The sequence below is a fragment of the Burkholderia sp. Ac-20345 genome (assembly GCF_017104825.1).
GTDB classification, from domain to species: Bacteria; Pseudomonadota; Gammaproteobacteria; order Burkholderiales; family Burkholderiaceae; genus Burkholderia; species Burkholderia lata_B.
The window spans coordinates 1-18,103 of sequence record NZ_JAAGPO010000058.1 but is presented as its reverse complement, the minus strand read 5'-3'; the positions used below and the strand labels follow the sequence as shown (position 1 = coordinate 18,103).

Below are 18,103 nucleotides of genomic sequence, written 5' to 3'. Positions count from 1 at the left end.
AACGGCTCCACGCGGAGCCGCCGTCTTTCGCTTGCATCCGCGCGCGCCGCTGACAAGACGCGGCGCGGCGGTCAACCGGTACTCAGTGCCGCACCGGCTCGTCGTTCAGCGTGTCGAGGAACGCTTCGATATCCTTGATATCCTGCGCCGTCATCGCGGGCTTGTCGCCCGGTTTGCGATCGAACGGCGCATCGGTCACGTCGACGTTCGCACGATATTTCGGCGGGATGTCGTCGTACTCGTCGACCTTGCCGTCCGCGCCGCGCGAATAGAACTTCTGCGGCGAGATGCTGCGCTCGTTATAGAACGCCATCACCTGGTCGAGCGTGTGGAACACACCGTTGTGGAAGAACACCTGGCGCGTCGCCGAGTTGCGCAGCGTCGGCGTCAGGAACATCGCGCAATACTGCGTCTGGTCCTTCAGGTCGTCGCGGAACGGCCCGCACACGCCGAGATCGTAGAACGCCGGGTTGCGGTTCTGCACCAGTTCCTTGTTGCGCGGCGCGCCGAGCGCCTCGTACTGGTAATCGGTAAACATCGGCGGCAGCCCGTCCTTGCCGGGTTTCGACAGGTGGCAGCCCGCGCAATTCGCCTTGTCCGGATCGTTGAACAGGCGCAGCCCGCGCAACTCGGCCTGCGTGAGGCGCGCACGGCCTTCGAGCCAGCGGTCGTACTTGCTGTTGTACGGGTGGAACGACGGATCCTCCACCTGATAGCGCGCGATCGCGAACATCGCCTCCGACACGGCGAGTTGCGGGCTGTCGAACACACGCGCGCCGAACAGCTGCTCGAGCTGCGCGCGGTGCGACGACTGCGCGAGCTTGCGCGCGACGTCGTCGATGCTCGCGTTCGCCATCTCGACCGGATTCAGCAGCGGGCCGAACGCCTGCTGCTGCAGCGTATCGGCACGGCCGTCCCAGAACATCCCGCCCTGCGGCACGAGCTGCGGCGCGGCCGACGTGCCGGCCACCTTCTGCGCCTTCACGACACCGGCCGCCGACGCGGCCTGTTGCGCGACGCTCGGTGCGGCGTCGTTTTCACCGGCGTCGGGGCCGATGCTGAAATTCGGCTGGCGATACAGGTACATCAGCGACGGCGGCGGGCGATAGCCCTGCTGCGTCATCGCGAGGCCGCCCGGCTGCACGTCGAGCGCGTTCGGCGGGCCGTACGCATGATCGGGGCTGTGGCACGACGCGCACGACTGCTTGCCCGACGCGGACAGCGACGGATCGGCGAACAGCGCCCGCCCGAGCTGCGCGACCGCCGACAGCGGCTGCGCGGCGGGCCGCTGCAGCACGACCGGATGCGGGTTCGCGCCCGTCCAGTCGGCGACGACGGTGCCGATCGCCGCGGGCACCTGCGCAGGGAACGCGATCGCGAACGCGCCGTAGCCGAGCACGGCGGCGCCGATCACGAACGCCGCGCGGCGCAGGAGGCGGGATGGCGTGCGCGACGCGCGGTTGCCGGTGGTGTCGGGAGACGGGAACGCAGGGCGAGCTGTCATGCTGTCGGTCGGAAATCGGGCGCCGCACGAAGCGGCGCGTTAAACGGAAACGGCCGGCGCGTGATGCGCCGGCCATGCGGTCATGCAATACCGGTCAGATCGCCGGTGCCGCGCTCAATGCCGTGCCGAGCGTCGGGTCGAGATACAGCGGCGTCGTGTTCGGCTTCGACGTGAAGTCGAACAGCGCGCGCAAGTCGCCCGCCGTCGCATCGAACGAACCACCGCCGATGCGCTGGCCGCCGAGCCAGTTGTCCTCGATGAAGCGCACGACGGACGACTGGTCGATCATCGTGTGGTCGACGTAGTTCTGCTTCGCGTACGGCGAGATCACGATCAGCGGAATGCGCACGCCCGGGCCGCAGCGGCCGTTCACGGTCGTGCCGTTCACGCCGGTGGTGCCGCCCGTGCCGCACTTGCCGCTGCCGTTGACCTGGTCGACCGGGTCCGACGACGCGCGGGTCGGTGCCGTGTACACGTGGTCGTACCAGCCGTCCGAGTCGTCATAGGTGACGATCACGGCCGTGTTCTGCCAGTCCGGCTGCTGCTGCAGGAAGTTGACGACCTTCGTCACGAACGCCTGCTCGTCGAGCGGATCCGAATAGCCTGCGTGCGCGTCCTGTGCGGCCGGGGCCTTCAGGTAGCTGACCGACGGGAAGTTGCCGGCCTTCACGGCCGCGAAGAAGTCGTCCGTGTCGTACTGGTGGTTCGCCGGTTCGGTGGTCTTGCCGTCCGTCTGGAGGCTCGAGCCGATCGCCGCGACCGAGCTCGGGCGCGTGTGCTGCGGGTTAGCGGTCGACGCGTAGTACTGGAACCAGTTGTGGTGCGGGATGTAGTCCGACGTCGCGGCGTTCACGGCGGTGGCGACCGTGCTGCGGCTGCAGCCCGTGGTGCCGTTGCCGTTCGTCGTCGACAGGTTGAAGCCGCCCATGAAGCCGCCCCACGTGATCTTCGCGCCGTTCAGCAGGTCGCCGATGTTCTTGCCGGCCATCATCGCCTGGTCGGTCGTGCTCGAGCACACGTCGAAGCCCGGGTCGACGTCGTTGATCATCGTGAAGCCGCCCTGGCCGTCATTGATGTAGTACGAGCTGGCCGCGAGCGTCGACGGCTGCTTCGACGTCTTGACGATCTGCATCCCGTTGGTCTGGCCCGAGATGACGTTCAGCGCGCCCGGCGTCGACGGGCCATACGACGTCGTGTACATGTTGTCGCTCATCGCGAAGCGCTGCGCGTAGTTCCACAGCGCGGTCACGGTGTTGCCGTCGAAGTAGCCCATCACCTGGCCCTTCGTGCCGAACGCGCCGGCGCCGCCGGACGAGCCCTTGCCGGTGTATTTCGGGAACAGGTCGGCAAGGCCGTTGTCCTCGGCCTGCTGTTCGGCCGTGTATGCGTGGTTCTGGTCGGCGGTCGCGGCCTGCGTGCGGTCGAGGCGGAACGGGTTCGCCGCGTCGGTGCCGTTGGCCGTGTTCGTGAAGTTCGGGTTCGCGGTGAGCAGCGTGCCCGTCAGCCCGTTGGGCGTCGGCGTGCCGGACTTGGCGGTGAACGCCGGTTCGCCCGACGGGTTCGTCGCGTTCGGGTAGGTGCCGAAGTAGTGGTCGAACGAGATGTTTTCACCGTAGATCACGACGACGTGCTTGATCGGCGTGGCGGTCTGCAGCGCATCCTGCGACGACACGGCAGGCGTCGACGTGGGGTCGTCGCTGCCGCCGCAGGCGAACAGCGCCAGCGCTGCGGCTGCGCAGGCGGTGACGAGCAAGGCTTGACGGAACATCGGGAAACTCCAGGTAAGGTCTTCGATGGTGGAGAGCGGCCCCGTCGCCGTGTCGGTTCGGCGCGGAGCTCGTGAGAGAGCACGCGCATTGGAACAGTCCCGTATGAAGATATGGGGACGGAGTGGTTTCGCGATGGTTGCGCTGCGGTATCGATTTCATTACGGCGGAATGCCGGACGAAAGAGAACGGAAAGGGGCAGACCGCCTGCCACTTTTGCGTCACATACGGCTGCGCGCGGGGTCGCTGCCGCGGATCCCGCGCGGGGCGGGCGAAAGGGCGGGGTCGGCTGGTTTGCGCACGGTGCTGCGCTGCGCCGGTTTTTTGACAATCGGATGACGGATTCATACGATGAACGCCCTGCGGCGACGATTCCGCGTGGCCGACCGTCCGTGAGTATTCAACGTGCCGATCCCCGTTCTGTTTGCGGTTCTGTGTGCGGCGTTCCTGCATGCGTCATGGAACGCGCTCGTCCGCAGCAGCGGCGACCGGCTGCGGTCGGCCACGGTGCTGCAGATCGCGATCGGGCTGTTCGCGCTGCTGTTCCTGCCGGCCGCGGCGCCGATCACGCCTGCGAGCTGGCTCTATGTCGTCGCGTCTGCTGTACTGCACGTCGTCTATACGCTGCTGCTGGTGCGCGCATACGAGCACGGCGACCTGACCGTCGCATACCCGGTCGCGCGCGGCACCGCGCCGCTGCTCGTCACGATCGGCGCGGCGGCGTTCGCGGGCGAGCACTTGAATGCCGGCGCGCAATGCGGGCTCGTGCTGATCTGCGCGGGCATCCTGGCGATCGGCCTGGAACGCGGGCGCGGCGCGAAGCACCGGATGATGCAGGTGCTGCCGACCGCGTTCGCGACCGGCGTGTCGATCGCGGCCTACAGCGTGGTCGACGGGATCGGCGTGCGGGAAAGCGGCAACACGGTCGGCTATACCGCGTGGATGTTCGTGCTGACGGGCGCGATGATGGCCGCGTACTACCGGCTGCGGGCGGGGCCGTTGCGGCTGACGCAGGATGTCGGCGAAACGGCGAAGGCGGCGTGCGGCGGCGTATTCGCGGCGCTCGCGTACGGCATCGTGATCTGGGCGATGGATCGTGCGCCGATGGGGCCGGTATCGGCGCTGCGCGAAACGAGCGTGGTGTTCGCGGCGCTGATCGCACGCGTGTATCTCGGCGAGCGGCTGACGCCGCGCCGGGCGGCTGGTTGCGTGGTGATCGCGGCAGGGGCGTTGCTGATCAGTGCGTTTGAAGCGGTGCGGTGAGCGGGCCGGCCGGGTGGGTCGGGCGCGCGGCCCGCCACCTCAGGCCTCAACCGGCATCGCACTCGTGCACTTGATCTCGTCGAGGCACACGCTCGAATGCACGCCGCTCACGCCGGGAATGCGCATCAGCGTCTCGAGCAGGAATCGCGACAAGCCTTTCAGGTCGTGCGCGACGACCTTCAGGACATAGTCGATGTCGCCCGTCACCGAGAAGCACTCCTGGATCTGCGCGAGATCGGACACCAGTTTCTGGAACTTCGACAGGTCGCGGATATGCCCGCGCTCCATCGTCACGTGCACGAAAGCGGTGACGCCGAAACCGAGCGTGTCGGGGCACAACCGGGTTTCGTAGCGACGGATCGCGCCGATCTCTTCCAGTCGCCGGTGGCGGCGCAGCGTCTGCGCGGGCGACAGGCCGACGGCCTTCGCCAGATCGAGGTTCGACGCGCGGCCGTTCTCCTGCAGGATCGATAGCAGATGGCGATCGAGGCGATCCAGAACCGGTTCATGCATTTTTGTTTCCTCATTTGTCTCCTGGATGCAATCTTATCTCATAATGTAGGGTTTGCATGAACGGGTTACGAAACCCGATTTCGCCGTCGCGACGCTAAACTGACGCCGGATTTTCGTGTGCGAACGCAGCAATGCGGCGCGGCGACAGTCGGCGGCCGGTCTGGCGGGCACGCCGACGCGAATCGGGCGCCGCCACGCGAAGATTGCAGTCCCCAACCCGGCGGCTCCACGAACGGCCCCGGCACAGCAAAACAGCGCCCGGCACACCGAGGCGCGCCGCACCGCTTCAGGCGGAGGCGGACAGAGTGGAGAAGACATGGTTTCTGGAAACGAGAGCGACGGCCTGAAGCGCGGGCTGAAGAACCGGCACATCCAGCTGATTGCGCTCGGCGGCGCGCTCGGCACGGGGCTGTTCCTCGGCATCGCGCAGACGATCAAGATGGCCGGCCCGTCCGTGCTGCTCGGCTACGCGGTGGCCGGCATCGTCGCGTTCTTCATCATGCGCCAGCTCGGCGAGATGGTCGTCGACGAGCCCGTCGCCGGCTCGTTCAGCTACTTCGCCAACAAGTACGTCGGCCACTTCACCGGCTTCCTGTCGGGCTGGAACTACTGGGTGCTGTACATCCTCGTCAGCATGGCCGAGCTGTCGGCCGTCGGGATCTACGTGCAGTACTGGTGGCCCGGCGTGCCGACCTGGGTGTCGGCGCTGGTCTTCTTCGTCGCGATCAACCTGCTCAACCTGGCAAGCGTGAAGTCGTACGGCGAGACGGAATTCTGGTTCTCGATCATCAAGGTCGCCGCGATCGTCGGGATGATCGGCTTCGGCGGCTGGCTGCTCGCGAGCGGCCATGCAGGGCCGGAGGCGAGTGTCCGGAACCTGTGGCAGCACGGCGGCTTCTTCCCGAACGGCGTGTCGGGGCTCGTGATGTCGATGGCCGCGATCATGTTCTCGTTCGGCGGGCTGGAGCTGATCGGCATCACCGCGGCCGAGGCCGACGATCCGAAGCGCAGCATTCCGCGCGCGACCAACCAGGTGATCTACCGCATCCTGATTTTCTACATCGGCGCGCTCGCCGTGCTGCTGTCGCTGTATCCGTGGGAAAAGGTCGTCACCGGCGGCAGCCCGTTCGTGCTGATCTTCCACGCGATGAGCAGCAACCTGGTGGCCAACGTGCTGAACGTGGTCGTGCTGACGGCCGCGCTGTCGGTCTACAACAGCGGCGTGTACAGCAACAGCCGGATGCTGTTCGGCCTCGCGAAGCAGGGCAACGCGCCGAAGGTGCTGTGCTCGGTGAACAAGCGCGGCATTCCGCTCGCCGCGCTCGGCGCGTCGGCGCTCGCGACCGGCGTGTGCGTGCTGGTCAACTACTTCATGCCGGGCAAGGCGTTCGAGGTGCTGATGGGCCTCGTCGTGTCGGCGCTGATCATCAACTGGGCGATGATCACGCTGATCCACCTGAAGTTCCGCCAGGCCAAGCGTGCAGCCGGGGAGGAGACTTCCTTCCGCAGTCTGGGCTATCCTTTCACGAATTACCTGTGCCTGGCATTCATGGCCGGCATTCTCGTCGTGATGTACCTGACGCCGGATCTCCGCCTGTCGGTGTACCTGATCCCGGTATGGCTCGCGGTGCTCGCGGTCGGGTATCGCTTCCGTCAGAAGAATGCAGGCTACGCGGTGCATGATGGCGCATCCGCACGCTGACGCAGGCCACGACCGATCATTCTTCCAAACGAGACCGACATAGCCATGTTCGAACACATCGACGCGTACCCGGGCGACCCGATCCTGACGCTCAACGAGAACTTCCAGAAAGATCCGCGCGACCAGAAGGTCAACCTGAGCATCGGCATCTACTTCGATGCCGAAGGCCGGATTCCGGTGATGGGCGCCGTGCGCGAAGCCGAAACCGCGCTGCAGCGCGACAGCAGCGCGAAGCCGTACCTGCCGATGGTCGGCCTGGCCGCGTATCGCGACGCCGTGCAGGCGCTCGTGTTCGGCGCCGATCACCCGGCCCGCGTGGCCGGCCGCATCGCGACGCTGCAAACGCTCGGCGGCTCCGGCGCACTGAAGGTGGGCGCCGATTTCCTGAAGCGCTACTTCCCGGATTCGCAGGTATGGCTCAGCGACCCGAGCTGGGAAAACCACCGCTTCATCTTCGAGCGCGCCGGCTTCACGGTGAACACGTACCCGTACTACGACGAGGCGACGGGCGGCCTGAAGTTCGACGCGATGCTCGCGGCGATCGACGCGCTGCCGGCGCGCAGCATCGTGCTGCTGCACGCGTGCTGCCATAACCCGACCGGTGTCGACCTCGACGAAGGCCAGTGGGAGAAGCTGATCGACGTGATCGAGGCGCGCGGGCTGCTGCCGTTCGTCGACATGGCGTACCAGGGCTTCGGCGCGGGCCTCGACGCGGACGCGTTCGCGGTGCGCGAACTGGCCCGCCGAGGCGTGCCGGCGCTGGTCGCGAACTCGTTCTCGAAGAACTTCTCGCTGTACGGCGAGCGCGTGGGCGGCCTGAGCGTCGTCTGCGAGGACGCCGCCGCGGCCGACCGCGTGCTCGGCCAACTGGCCGGCGCCGTGCGCTCGAACTACAGCAACCCGCAAACCTACGGCGCGAAGGTCGTGGCGGCCGTGCTCGGCACGCCTGCGCTGCGCAAGCAGTGGGAAGAGGAACTGTCGGCGATGTGCCGCCGCATTGCGCGGATGCGCCAGTCGATCCATGACGGCCTGCGCGACCACGTCAGCGGCGAGGCACTGACGCGCTACGTGAAGCAGCGCGGGATGTTCACGTACACGGGCCTGACCGAATCGCAGGTCGACGCGTTGCGCGAAGTGCACGGCGTGTACATCCTGCGTTCGGGCCGGATGTGCGTCGCGGGCCTGAACGACTCGAACGTCGCCATCGTCGCGGACGCAATCGGCAAGGTGCTGAAGAGCGGCGTCTGATCGCGGCGCGCCCCGCGCGCAACGCGACTGGCCGAACCGGCTGTCTCCCGCAAGGGAGCAGCCGGTTTTTTATTATGCGGCGCAATGTGCGCCACCCGGCTGACGCGGGGGCAGGCGCGGGGGTACGATCACGGAATCTGACGCAACTCGGAAGGAGCGACATGGGCATCCGGATCATCCAGCTCGGCACGCCGCGCGCGGCCGGCGAAGGCCTGCGGATCGGAACGGTACGGCGGCCGCCGCGCGGTGTGCCGAAGGCGGAATTCGCGTCGCGCAACTACTATGATGTATGGTTGCCGACGCTGTCGCCGAGCCCCGAACTCGTTGCGCAGGCGCAGGCCGCCGAAACCGATGCGGAATGGAACGCGTTCAAGCGCCACTTCCGCGCCGAGATGGCGCATGGCGACGCGCCGAAGGTGCTGGACCTGCTGGCGGCGCTGTCGGCGACCACCGCGTTCTCGATCGGCTGTTACTGCGAAGACGAGCGTCATTGCCACCGCAGCGTGCTGCGCGAGCTGCTCGCGGAGCGCGGCGCGGCGATCGAGCCCGACGCGGGCTGAAAGCGGGCTGACGCGGCGTCGTACAGCCGCGCCGGCATGCTGCCGCGCCGTTATCGTGCGGCGCAGCGAACCGGTTGACGTGGGTCAAGCGTGCGGGCGCGCGCACCACTATGCTCTTGTCATGGAGCGATCACGACGATGACAGGCGGACAGATGCAGATTGCCTTCCCGCCGGAACCACCCGAATATTGCGCACGCGACCTGGTCGTGGCGTTTTCGGCACTGGTCGACGGGCGTTGCGTACAGTGCGCGGTCACGGCCGAGGCACTGGAAGATCATTTCGGCGCGCCGTCGCTGCTCGAACGCGACCTGCTGGCTGCGTTCGAGGCGCACAGGTCGGCGATCGAGGCGATGGCGCGACGGATGCTCGAGGAAATCGGCGGCCGGCCGGTGCTGCTGCACAGCGGCCACTTCCGGCTCGGAGACTGATACCCCAGCCCCAGGAGGGTGCATGACACTGCAGGGCAACATTCACGAACGCGACTGGTCCGTCGAAGTCGAGACGCGCCCGTGCGAATCGGGCGAATTCCGCTGCCGTGTGTCGGTCGAGCATGGCAGTGGTGCCGCGCGTTTTCATCACACTTTCGAGCACAGCCATGCGTATCCAACCGAGCGCGAGGCGATGATCGAAGGGCTGCGGGCCGGCATGACGTGGATCGAGATGAAGACGTCGCAGACCTTCAACGTATGAACGATCCCGCGCCGACGAAGGCGCGGGCAGACTATCGGCCGGGCAGCGATCGAAGAAATCGCGCCGTGCCACGGGCAACACGTGCCGCCGCCTTTCGGTGCGGGCGGCACATGCAAGGCGGTCGACGAGCGGGCGGCCCCGTCAGGAGACACGACATGGGCGTGGGCATGCAGATCGCCTGCCTTGGATTCGCGGGTTCCGCCGCGGTTGAAGCCGAAGCCGGCGCGCAGCTGGTGCGGCTCGAACGGTTTCGCGCGCTGATTGCCGGCTGCCACCTCGCGATCGAATCGCGTGTCGCCGCCGATGGCGCACGCGAGTACGACGTGCGGCTCGACCTCGTGATGCACGACGCGGCACTCTGGCCGCTGCCGCCGTGCGTCGGCAACGATGTGGACGATGTGCTGGGCCGCGCGTTCAGGCAGGCCGAACAGGCGCTGATCGCGTGCCAGGCGGGCGGTGCAACGGTGGGGTTGCGCGACACGGCGACCGGCGGCGCGGTGCGATGATGCATCGCGCGCGGGGCCTGGGCCGCGCACGCCGCCGGACGTAGTCCTGGACTTGTTCCGTCAGACCCGTGCGAGCGCTTGCGAGTCGATGATGCGCACGCGCTTGCCGCGCGTTTCGACCAGCGCTTCGCGATGGAACCGCGAGAACATCCGGCTGACGGTTTCGAGCTTCATCCCGAGAAAGCAGCCGATTTCCTCGCGCGTCATCCGCAGGTTGAATTCCGTCGCCGAATAGCCGCGCGCCTCGAAGCGCGACGACAGGTTCAGCAGGAAATGAGCGACGCGCTGCTCGGCCGACATCGTGCCGAGCAGCAGCATCTGGCTCGATTCGCGGACGATCTCGCTGCTCAGCATCTGGTAGAGGAAGTGCTGCATCGGCTTGATCTCGCGGCACGCCGCTTCGAGCGCGCCGAACGGGATGATGCACACGACGCTGTCTTCGAGCGCGATCGCGTCGCAGCAATGCTGGCCGCCGCCGATGCCGTCCATCCCGAGCGTTTCACCGGCAATCTGGAAGCCCGTCACGTGCTCGCGGCCGTCGCGATGCATCATCACCGTCTTGAACGAACCCGCGCGCACCGCATAGATGCTCTGGAACGGATCGTCGGTGCGGAACAGTGCGTCGCCCTGGCGCACCTGCCGGGTCGTGCAGATGATCGCGTCGAGGCGGCCGTATTCGGCCGCAGTCAGGTGCGGCGGCAGGCACATCGAGCGCATCGCGCACACCGAGCAACGCGCGGCGGGATGTTTGGCGGCGTCGGCACGCGTGACCGCGCGAAGCGGAATCGTCGGCCGAGGCGTGATGGATACGTCGGCGGCGCAGGTGGTGGCTGTGGACATGAGTCACTCCGGCTCGTCAGGGGCGGTGCGCGCGAGCGTGCACCAGGGATTCGATGACACGGCATGCGGCGTCGAATTCGACAGTCTTGTCGAAGAAGTAATCGGCTCCGGCCGACGCGCATGCCTCTCGGAATGCCGGCGCCGAGTGATTCGTCAGCACGATCGTGACGATGCGCGGCGCGGCCTTCGACAGCGTCCCGATCAGGTCGAGACCGCTGCCGTCCGCCAGCCGCAGGTCGACGATCACCACATCCGCGTGGCTGCTGCGGATGTGCGTCCACGCGTCCTGGCCGTCTTCCGCTTCGCCCACGACGGCGACGCCGCGGATCGCGCCGACAAGCAGCGCGATCCGCTGCCTGACGGCGACGGCGTGATCGACGAGAAACACCCGGAGCGCGGCGGGTAACTGGCTGGCATTCATGCGGGCAGTATCGTGTTGCGCCGCCGAAAATGAAATCGGCCGAATTGGAAGTTGATGTAGGCCGGTGCGACGCGTTGTAGGGCGATTCCTACAACGCGTACGGGAAACCGCCGGAGCGGCCTCGAGGTGATGGTGCCGCGAAAGCGGCTGAAGGGTTGCGCCGCCGGGTCAGCCGGCCCGGCGCGCGGCCAGCGCATCGCGCACCGTGCGGCACGCGGCGAGATCCCACGCCGCACAGCCGACGCTCTTGAACAGTAGCGGCCCGTTGCGGTCGAATGCGCCGCCCAGCACGTCGGCGAGCGACGCGACGTGCTGCCAGTCGACCTGCGCGACGATCAGGTCGCCCGCTTCGTGGCGCGCGCCGGCCGGATCGTCGACGACCAGCCGGCTGGCGCGCACCGTGTTCGCGTCGATCTCGGCCGCGTCCGCGGTGAACGCGCCGACGCCGACCACAAGCCGGCCTTCGCGCGCGGCTTCGCGATAGACAGGCGTGCGGCTCGTCGTCAGCGTGACGACGACATCGATCGCATCGGGAATCGCGTCGCCGTCGAGCGGGATGAGACGCGGCGCATGCGCGCGGTGTGCGGCACAGAAGGCGGCCACGCTGTCGGCACTCTTGCCGCGCACGTGGAGGCGCGCTTCGGGAAAGATCGCGGCGAGCGCTTCCGCGTGATTGGCCGCCTGCTTGCCGGTGCCGATCAGCAGGATGTCGTGCGGGGTGGCGCCGTGCAGCGCCTGGATGCCGAGCGCGGTGATGGCCGCCGTGCGGCGTCCGGTGACCGTCGGGCCGTCGAGCGCGAAGCGCATCTCGCCGGTGGTCGCGTCGTAGGCGGTCACCTGGCCGAGGATCGTCGGCAGCCCGCGCGCGCCGTTGCCGGGGCACACGTTCACGAGCTTGTGGGTCGCGAGGTCGCGCGCGCTCGACGGCATCGACAGCATCACGCCGCCGGCCTGCAGCGGCACGACCAGGCGCTCGGGGCTGACGATCTCGCCCGCCGCATAGTCGGCGACGGCCTGCCTGAGCGTGGCGAGCAGCGCCGGGTAGTCGAGCAGCGCGGCCGTGTCGGCCGCATCGAAAACGGGAATCGGGGAAAGAGCGGTCATCGTGTACGTCGCATGCGTCGGTGAGCGTGGACGACGGGCGCATGCCGCGCCCGCCACAGGGCTGCCGGATACCGTGACACAAGGCAGTGTGGATCGAATCTATACCACTTGCTGGCCCACCCGCAACCCAGAAAATAAAGCGCCTCGCCGCTTTTGGTTCTAATATCTGTCCAGAAGGGCCGCCATGGCCTCGATGCCGGCGCGCTCCGGTATAGTGCGAACCCATTCCAGATTCACGCCCGCGACCGGGCAGGAGCCATACGATGATGTCCGCGCGTCCCGACACACTCGAAGGCGGTTTCAGGCCGCTGCAGATCTACGAGCAGGTGGCCGAGAAGATCCGCGACGAGATCCGCGCCGGGCGCTATGCCGCCGAGTCGCGGCTGCCGTCCGAGCGCGAACTCGCGGGGCTGTTCCAGGTCGGCCGGCCGGCCGTGCGCGAAGCGCTCGGCGCGCTGCAGAACGAAGGGCTCGTGTTCACGAAGCGCAATTCGGGCACCTACGTCGTCGCATCGCCGCTCGACGTGCTCGCGCATCGCGGCGACACGCACCGCGCATCCGAACCCGATTTCAGCCCGACGTCGACGCTCGACGTGCGGCTGATCCTGGAGCCCGCGATCGCACGCCTCGCGGCCGCGCACGGCCGTGCCGACCCGGGCGCCGAACGCTATCTGGCCCAGATGGAAACCATTACCGACGTCGACGATCCGCATCAGCGCGCGTTGTGGAACGAGAGCGACCGGCTGTTCCACCGGCAGCTCGCGCTGATGACCGGCGACGCGCTGATCGTGAAGATCGCGGACGAAGTCGCGAAGACGATGGACCAGCCGCTGTGGAAGCGGCTGAAGGACGACGGCATCTACGACGCGGGCCGGATCCGGCTCTACGTGTCCGAGCACCGGCTGATCTACGAGGCGATCGTGTCCGGCGACGCCGACGCGGCGGCGTTCTATGTCGAGCAGCACATCCGCCGCGTGCGGCGCGACATCACGCCGAAGTGACAACGCCAGGCTCGTTCTGGTCTGAAAAATGACCAGAATCGAAGTTTTTATTTTGAAATTGCTTGCATGGTGACCACGCGTGTCCTACATTGGTTTCACACAAAACCAATCAGGAGACATCATGCGACACCTCGTTACCGCGCTCTCGGTGGCCATCGCCGCCGGCGCGCTGACTTCCGCGCACGCGCAGGAAGTCGTGATGATCGGCCATTCGGCGCCGCTGACCGGCCCGCAGGCCGCGAACGGCAAGGACAATGAAAACGGCGCGCGCCTGGCCGTCGACGAACTCAACAAGGCCGGCATCAAGGTCGCCGGCAAGACCGTCACCTTCAAACTGGTTTCCGACGACGACCAGGCCGACCCGAAGGCCGGCGTGCAGGTTGCACAGAATCTCGTCGACAAGGGCGTCGTCGCGGTGCTTGGCCCGTACAACTCGGGCGTCGCGATTCCGGCATCGCGCGTGTACTCGACTGCCGGCGTGCCGATGCTGCCGGTTGCGTCGAACCCGGCGCTGACCAAGCAGGGCTTCAAGAACATCTTCCGGATCGGCGCGAGCGACGAACAGCTCGGCGGCACGATGGCCACCTTCGCCGCGAAGACGCTGAATGCGAAAACCGCCGCCGTGATCGACGACCGCACCGCGTACGGGCAGGGCGTTGCCGAGCAGTTCATGAACGTCGCGAAGGCGAACGGGATCAAGATCGTCGACCAGGAATTCACGAATTCGTCGGCCACCGACTTCCTCGGCATTCTCACCAAGATCAAGGCCAGCAACCCGGACGTGATCTTCCTCGGCGGCTATGCGGCACAAGGCGCGCCGATGGCCAAGCAGATGAAGCAGCGCGGTCTGCGCGCGAAGCTGCTCGGCGGCGACGGCATCTGCTCGGCCGACATGGGCAAGGTCGCGGGCGACGCGGCGTCGATCGTCTACTGCGCGCAGGGCGGCGTCGCGCTCGAGAAGACGGCGGCCGGCCGCGAATTCCTGAAGAAGTACCACGACACGTATCACACCGATACGCAGGTCTACGGCGTGAACTACTACGACGGGATGAAGCTGCTCGCCGATGCGATGGTCAAGGCCGGTACGACCACCGACAAGGCGAAGCTGATCGCGCAGCTCGCGAAGTCGAACTACGCGGGCGTCGCGGGTACCTATTCGTTCGACGCGAACGGCGACCTGAAGGGCGCGCCGACGTCCGTCTACGTGATCCGCAATGGCCTGCCGGAACCGTACGCGAAGTAACCTGCCAGCCTGCCATCGGACGGCGGCGCAGCCGCCGTTCTTCGTTTAACCCCTTCGCTCGACCATGAAAATTTCCCGATCCCTTTCCACCGTCGAAGTCCATACGGGCGGCGAAGCGTTCCGCATCGTCACGAGCGGGCTGCCGCGCGCGGCCGGCGCCACGATCGTCCAGCGCCGCGCGTGGCTCAAGGAAAACGCCGACGAGATCCGCCGCGCGCTGATGTTCGAACCGCGCGGCCACGCCGACATGTACGGCGGCTACCTGACCGAGCCCGTGTCGCCGAATGCCGATTTCGGCGTGATCTTCGTGCACAACGAAGGCTACAGCGACCATTGCGGGCACGGCGTGATCGCACTGTCGACCGCGGCCGTCGAGCTCGGCTGGGTGCAGCGCACGGTGCCGGAAACGCGGGTCGGCATCGACGCGCCGTGCGGCTTCATCGAGGCGTTCGTCAAGTGGGACGGCGAGCATGCGGGGCCCGTGCGCTTCGTCAACGTGCCGTCGTTCATCTGGCAGCGCGACGTGTCGGTCGAGACGCCGTCGTTCGGCACGGTGACGGGCGACATCGCGTACGGCGGCGCGTTCTATTTCTACGTCGACGGTGCGCCGTTCGACCTGCCGGTGCGCGAAGCGGCGGTGGAAAAGCTGATTCGCTTCGGCGCGGAAGTGAAGGCCGCCGCGAACGCAAAGTACCCGGTCGTGCATCCTGAGATCCCTGAAATCAACCATATCTACGGCACGATCATCGCGAACGCGCCGCGCCACCCGGGCTCTACGCAGGCGAACTGCTGCGTGTTCGCGGATCGCGAGGTCGACCGCTCGCCGACGGGTTCCGGCACAGGCGGGCGCGTCGCACAGCTCTACCAGCGCGGGCTGCTTGCGGCCGGCGACACGCTCGTCAACGAATCGATCGTCGGCACGGTCTTCAAGGGGCGCGTGCTGCGCGAAACGACGGTCGGCGACATCCCGGCCGTGATTCCGGAAGTGGAGGGTAGCGCGCATATCTGCGGGTTCGCGAACTGGATCGTCGACGAACGCGATCCGCTGACCTACGGTTTTCTCGTGCGCTGAGTTGCCGCGCCGATCGGCTGCGCGTGGCGCGGCCTCCCGCTTGTAGTACCAGGCTTGGCGCGTCGTCCCCGTTGCGGGGCGCGCGCCTTTTTTGCGTGTGAACCGCCGCGCGGCCGCGCCGTGTGTGCCGCCGCCACGCCGTCGCAGTCCGGCGGCCCGCGCGAGTTTGGTACGATGCACCCTTTTCAGCCGAGCTCCACCCGCGTGAATCGCCGAAACGTGTCGTCAGTGCGTGACTTCTGTGCCAGATGGGTCGCGCGCGCCCAACCCGTCGCGGCTGCCGCCGTCGCGCGGGTCAAGCCTCTCGCCGCCACCGCGTGGCACCATGTCCGTCACCCGACGCGCCGCGGCGTGCTGCTTGCCGGCGCCGCCGTGCCGGTGCTGTTCGTGGTGTACGTGGTCGTGCTCATCCCGTTCACGCCGGGCATCGGCGACATCCGCAAGGCACGCGTCGACCAGCCCGCGCAGGTGCTGTCCGCCGACGGCAAGCTGCTGGCCGAATTCAAGCCGTCGAACCGAGAGTGGGTGCCGCTCAAGCAGATCTCGCCGCACATGGTCGACGCGCTGATCGCGACCGAGGATCACCGTTTCTACGAGCACCACGGCCTCGACTGGAAGCGCACGGCGTCGGCCGCGCTCCATACGTTCTCGGGCAGCCGCCAGGGCGGCTCGACGATCACGCAGCAGCTCGCGCGCAACCTGTATCCGGACGAGATCGGCCGCGCGCCGACGCTCACGCGCAAGGTGAAGGAGGCGATCACCGCGCTGAAGATCGAGGCCGTCTACAGCAAGGACCAGATCCTCGAGACCTACCTGAACACGGTGCCGTTCCTGTACAACGCGTACGGCGTCGAGATGGCCGCGCGCACCTATTTCGACAAGTCGGCCGATGAGCTCGACGTGCTCGACAGCGCGACGCTCGTCGGCATGCTGAAAGGCAACAGCTACTACAACCCGGTGCTGAATCCCGAGCGCGCGCTGCAGCGGCGCAACACGGTGCTCGGCCAGATGGTGAAGTACGGCAAGCTGTCGCCCGCGCAGTTCGCGCAGTTGCAGCGCCGGTCGCTGCGGATCGACTTCGAGCGCCAGAAGGAACCGCCGGGGCCCGCGCCGCATTTCGCGCAGCAGCTGCGCAAATGGCTGATCGCGTGGGCCGACCGCAACGACTACAACATCTACTCGGACGGGCTGATCGTGCGCACGACGATCGACTCGCGGCTGCAGCAGATGGCGACGCAGGCGCTCACGCTGCAGGGCAACCAGCTGCAGGGCATCGCGAACAACGCGTGGAGCGGCCGCGACGGCTGCGGCACCGACAACGAGGTGTTCCGCACCTTCATGCGCGAGTCGCCCGAATACAAGGCCGCGCAGGACGCCGGCAAGGACGACGCGGCCGCGATGAAGCTGCTCGCGGCCGACCGCGGTTTCTTGCGCGCGCTGTGCAAGACGAAGACCGACGTGCAGGCCGGCTTCCTTGCGATCGATCCGCGCGACGGGCAGATCCGCGCGTGGGTCGGCAGCCGCGACTTCACCAACGAACCGTTCGACCACGTCGCGCAGGCGCGGCGCCAGCCGGGCTCGACGTTCAAGCCGTTCGTCTATGGCGTGGCGTTCGCGAACGGGATGACGCCGGACGACACATTCATCGACCAGGCGGTCGAGATCCCGTTGAAGGGCGGCGAGATCTGGCGGCCGAACGACGACGTGCCGCCAACCGGCAAGCCGATGACGCTGCGCGACGCGGTCGCGCTGTCGCGCAACCGGATCACCGCGCAGGTAATGGAGAAGGTCGGGCCGGCTTCCGTGGCAAGGCTCGCACGCGACATGGGCGTGCGCGAAAGCCCGCTTGAACGCGTGCCGTCGCTTGCGCTCGGCACGAGCCCGGTCACGCTGAAGGAGATGGTCGCGTCGTACGCGACGATCGCGAACGGCGGGCTGTATGTCGAGCCGCAGATGGTGACGCGCATCGAGAACCGCCAGGGCGACGTGCTCGCCGAATACGCGCCGGCGCCGCCCGAGCGCGGGCTCGACGCTGAAACCGACAAGACGCTGCTCAGCGTGATGCGCGATGTCGTGACGCGTGGCACGGGCGGCAGCATCCGTACGCGCTTCGGGATCCGCGGCGACGTGGCCGGCAAGACGGGCACGACGCAGGACAATGCGGACGGCTGGTTCATCCTGATGCAGCCCGGCCTCGTCGCCGGTGCGTGGGTCGGTTTCGACGACGGCCGCGTGACGCTGCGCAGCGATTACTGGGGGCAGGGCGCGCACAGTGCGCTGCCGATCGTCGGCGATTTCTTCCAGCGTGCGCAGCGCGCCCGGATCGTCGACACGAAGATGAAATTCGATACCGAGCCGTCGCCGGGCTGGTTCGCGTCGCTGCGCGAGCGCGTGACGGACCTGTTCGACACGTGGTTCCCGCCCGAGTCGAAGAAGGCGCCCGCGCCGGTCAGGACACAGCGGGTGGAACGTGCACCCGAGGCCGACGCAGGCGCGGCCTCGGCCGCGTCGGCGGCATCGGCGCCCGAAGCGGTATCGGGCGGTATCGTCGAGGAATGGGTGCCGGCGTCAGAAGTGGCCGCATCGGCCGCCGCGCTGTCGGCGGGTGCGTCGCAACCGCAGCTCGCCCAGCCGCCAGCGGGGGCGAGCGCTGCGGGCGGAAGCAGCGC

17 protein-coding genes are annotated in these 18,103 nt (G+C 67.5%); 11 read left to right on the top strand and 6 right to left on the bottom strand.

Going from position 1 to position 18,103, the window contains the following annotated elements:
* Window positions 1-82 precede the first annotated feature (82 nt).
* Entirely contained in the window at window positions 83-1,504 is a 1,422-nt protein-coding gene (locus G3O06_RS21345) for a cytochrome c peroxidase (protein WP_205817430.1), read from the bottom strand.
* Window positions 1,505-1,598: 94 nt separating this feature from the next.
* Entirely contained in the window at window positions 1,599-3,272 is a 1,674-nt protein-coding gene (locus tag G3O06_RS21340) for an alkaline phosphatase family protein (RefSeq protein WP_205817429.1), read from the bottom strand.
* A 403-nt stretch (window positions 3,273-3,675) separates the two neighbouring features.
* Between G3O06_RS21340 and G3O06_RS21335 the strand changes: the two genes are divergently transcribed.
* Window positions 3,676-4,533: an EamA family transporter gene (locus G3O06_RS21335; RefSeq protein ID WP_205817428.1), complete on the top strand. Its 858-nt coding sequence runs from the start codon at window positions 3,676-3,678 to the stop codon at window positions 4,531-4,533.
* Window positions 4,534-4,572: 39 nt separating this feature from the next.
* Here G3O06_RS21335 and G3O06_RS21330 read toward each other — a convergent pair whose 3' ends face one another.
* Window positions 4,573-5,046 carry an Lrp/AsnC family transcriptional regulator gene (locus G3O06_RS21330; RefSeq protein ID WP_011355274.1) on the bottom strand — a complete coding sequence of 158 codons (474 nt, stop codon included), beginning with the start codon at window positions 5,044-5,046 and terminating at the stop codon, window positions 4,573-4,575.
* 316 nt (window positions 5,047-5,362) lie between these two features.
* Here G3O06_RS21330 and G3O06_RS21325 point away from each other — a divergent pair, with 316 nt between their 5' ends.
* From G3O06_RS21325 to G3O06_RS21300, 6 genes are all read left to right on the top strand, one after another.
* Window positions 5,363-6,748 (top strand): amino acid permease, encoded by a 1,386-nt coding sequence (locus G3O06_RS21325; protein WP_174969931.1) that lies wholly within the window; start codon window positions 5,363-5,365, stop codon window positions 6,746-6,748.
* A 45-nt stretch (window positions 6,749-6,793) separates the two neighbouring features.
* Window positions 6,794-7,996, top strand: a complete 1,203-nt coding sequence (locus G3O06_RS21320) for an amino acid aminotransferase (RefSeq protein WP_174913799.1) — start codon at window positions 6,794-6,796, stop codon at window positions 7,994-7,996.
* Window positions 7,997-8,157: 161 nt separating this feature from the next.
* A complete protein-coding gene (locus tag G3O06_RS21315; protein ID WP_174913802.1) occupies window positions 8,158-8,556 on the top strand; it encodes a DUF488 family protein in 399 nt (132 codons plus the stop codon).
* Window positions 8,557-8,694: 138 nt separating this feature from the next.
* Window positions 8,695-8,985, top strand: coding sequence for a DUF1488 domain-containing protein (locus tag G3O06_RS21310; protein WP_174913805.1), 291 nt, complete (start codon window positions 8,695-8,697; stop codon window positions 8,983-8,985).
* 22 nt (window positions 8,986-9,007) lie between these two features.
* Entirely contained in the window at window positions 9,008-9,247 is a 240-nt protein-coding gene (locus G3O06_RS21305) for a UDP-glucose 4-epimerase (protein ID WP_089497012.1), read from the top strand.
* 155 nt (window positions 9,248-9,402) lie between these two features.
* Window positions 9,403-9,753: a metal ABC transporter ATPase gene (locus G3O06_RS21300; protein ID WP_205817427.1), complete on the top strand. Its 351-nt coding sequence runs from the start codon at window positions 9,403-9,405 to the stop codon at window positions 9,751-9,753.
* 60 nt (window positions 9,754-9,813) lie between these two features.
* On the opposite strand, the gene G3O06_RS21295 is transcribed toward G3O06_RS21300, so the two are convergent.
* From G3O06_RS21295 to lhpI, 3 genes are all read right to left on the bottom strand, one after another.
* The gene (locus G3O06_RS21295; protein ID WP_174982861.1) at window positions 9,814-10,593 is read right to left on the bottom strand and encodes a helix-turn-helix domain-containing protein; all 780 of its coding nucleotides are present in this window, start codon (window positions 10,591-10,593) and stop codon (window positions 9,814-9,816) included.
* Window positions 10,594-10,609: 16 nt separating this feature from the next.
* Window positions 10,610-11,014, bottom strand: a complete 405-nt coding sequence (locus tag G3O06_RS21290; protein WP_174913814.1) for a response regulator transcription factor — start codon at window positions 11,012-11,014, stop codon at window positions 10,610-10,612.
* 168 nt (window positions 11,015-11,182) lie between these two features.
* A complete protein-coding gene (gene lhpI / locus G3O06_RS21285; RefSeq protein ID WP_205817426.1) occupies window positions 11,183-12,118 on the bottom strand; it encodes a bifunctional Delta(1)-pyrroline-2-carboxylate/Delta(1)-piperideine-2-carboxylate reductase in 936 nt (311 codons plus the stop codon).
* Between the two features lie 263 nt (window positions 12,119-12,381).
* On the opposite strand from lhpI, the gene G3O06_RS21280 reads away from it, so the two are divergent.
* The 4 genes from G3O06_RS21280 to G3O06_RS21265 all read left to right on the top strand — a co-directional run.
* Window positions 12,382-13,119 carry a GntR family transcriptional regulator gene (locus G3O06_RS21280; protein ID WP_205817425.1) on the top strand — a complete coding sequence of 246 codons (738 nt, stop codon included), beginning with the start codon at window positions 12,382-12,384 and terminating at the stop codon, window positions 13,117-13,119.
* A 121-nt stretch (window positions 13,120-13,240) separates the two neighbouring features.
* Window positions 13,241-14,362 carry a branched-chain amino acid ABC transporter substrate-binding protein gene (locus tag G3O06_RS21275; protein ID WP_174913823.1) on the top strand — a complete coding sequence of 374 codons (1,122 nt, stop codon included), beginning with the start codon at window positions 13,241-13,243 and terminating at the stop codon, window positions 14,360-14,362.
* A 64-nt stretch (window positions 14,363-14,426) separates the two neighbouring features.
* A complete protein-coding gene (gene lhpH / locus G3O06_RS21270; RefSeq protein WP_174913826.1) occupies window positions 14,427-15,434 on the top strand; it encodes a trans-3-hydroxy-L-proline dehydratase in 1,008 nt (335 codons plus the stop codon).
* A gap of 174 nt (window positions 15,435-15,608) precedes the next feature.
* Window positions 15,609-18,103: transglycosylase domain-containing protein (locus tag G3O06_RS21265; protein ID WP_205817424.1), on the top strand; the 2,495-nt coding region annotated here is incomplete at its 3' end.

What these genes read in the sequence shown, in the direction of transcription:
- G3O06_RS21345 (WP_205817430.1), bottom strand. Translation starts at nt 1,504, where the DNA reads ATGACAGCTCGCCCTGCGTTCCCGTCTCCCGACACCACCGGCAACCGC.
- G3O06_RS21340 (WP_205817429.1), bottom strand. Translation starts at nt 3,272, where the DNA reads ATGTTCCGTCAAGCCTTGCTCGTCACCGCCTGCGCAGCCGCAGCGCTG.
- G3O06_RS21330 (WP_011355274.1), bottom strand. Translation starts at nt 5,046, where the DNA reads ATGCATGAACCGGTTCTGGATCGCCTCGATCGCCATCTGCTATCGATC.
- G3O06_RS21325 (WP_174969931.1), top strand. Translation starts at nt 5,363, where the DNA reads ATGGTTTCTGGAAACGAGAGCGACGGCCTGAAGCGCGGGCTGAAGAAC.
- G3O06_RS21320 (WP_174913799.1), top strand. Translation starts at nt 6,794, where the DNA reads ATGTTCGAACACATCGACGCGTACCCGGGCGACCCGATCCTGACGCTC.
- G3O06_RS21315 (WP_174913802.1), top strand. Translation starts at nt 8,158, where the DNA reads ATGGGCATCCGGATCATCCAGCTCGGCACGCCGCGCGCGGCCGGCGAA.
- G3O06_RS21310 (WP_174913805.1), top strand. Translation starts at nt 8,695, where the DNA reads ATGACAGGCGGACAGATGCAGATTGCCTTCCCGCCGGAACCACCCGAA.
- G3O06_RS21305 (WP_089497012.1), top strand. Translation starts at nt 9,008, where the DNA reads ATGACACTGCAGGGCAACATTCACGAACGCGACTGGTCCGTCGAAGTC.
- G3O06_RS21300 (WP_205817427.1), top strand. Translation starts at nt 9,403, where the DNA reads ATGGGCGTGGGCATGCAGATCGCCTGCCTTGGATTCGCGGGTTCCGCC.
- G3O06_RS21295 (WP_174982861.1), bottom strand. Translation starts at nt 10,593, where the DNA reads ATGTCCACAGCCACCACCTGCGCCGCCGACGTATCCATCACGCCTCGG.
- G3O06_RS21290 (WP_174913814.1), bottom strand. Translation starts at nt 11,014, where the DNA reads ATGAATGCCAGCCAGTTACCCGCCGCGCTCCGGGTGTTTCTCGTCGAT.
- lhpI (WP_205817426.1), bottom strand. Translation starts at nt 12,118, where the DNA reads ATGACCGCTCTTTCCCCGATTCCCGTTTTCGATGCGGCCGACACGGCC.
- G3O06_RS21280 (WP_205817425.1), top strand. Translation starts at nt 12,382, where the DNA reads ATGATGTCCGCGCGTCCCGACACACTCGAAGGCGGTTTCAGGCCGCTG.
- G3O06_RS21275 (WP_174913823.1), top strand. Translation starts at nt 13,241, where the DNA reads ATGCGACACCTCGTTACCGCGCTCTCGGTGGCCATCGCCGCCGGCGCG.
- lhpH (WP_174913826.1), top strand. Translation starts at nt 14,427, where the DNA reads ATGAAAATTTCCCGATCCCTTTCCACCGTCGAAGTCCATACGGGCGGC.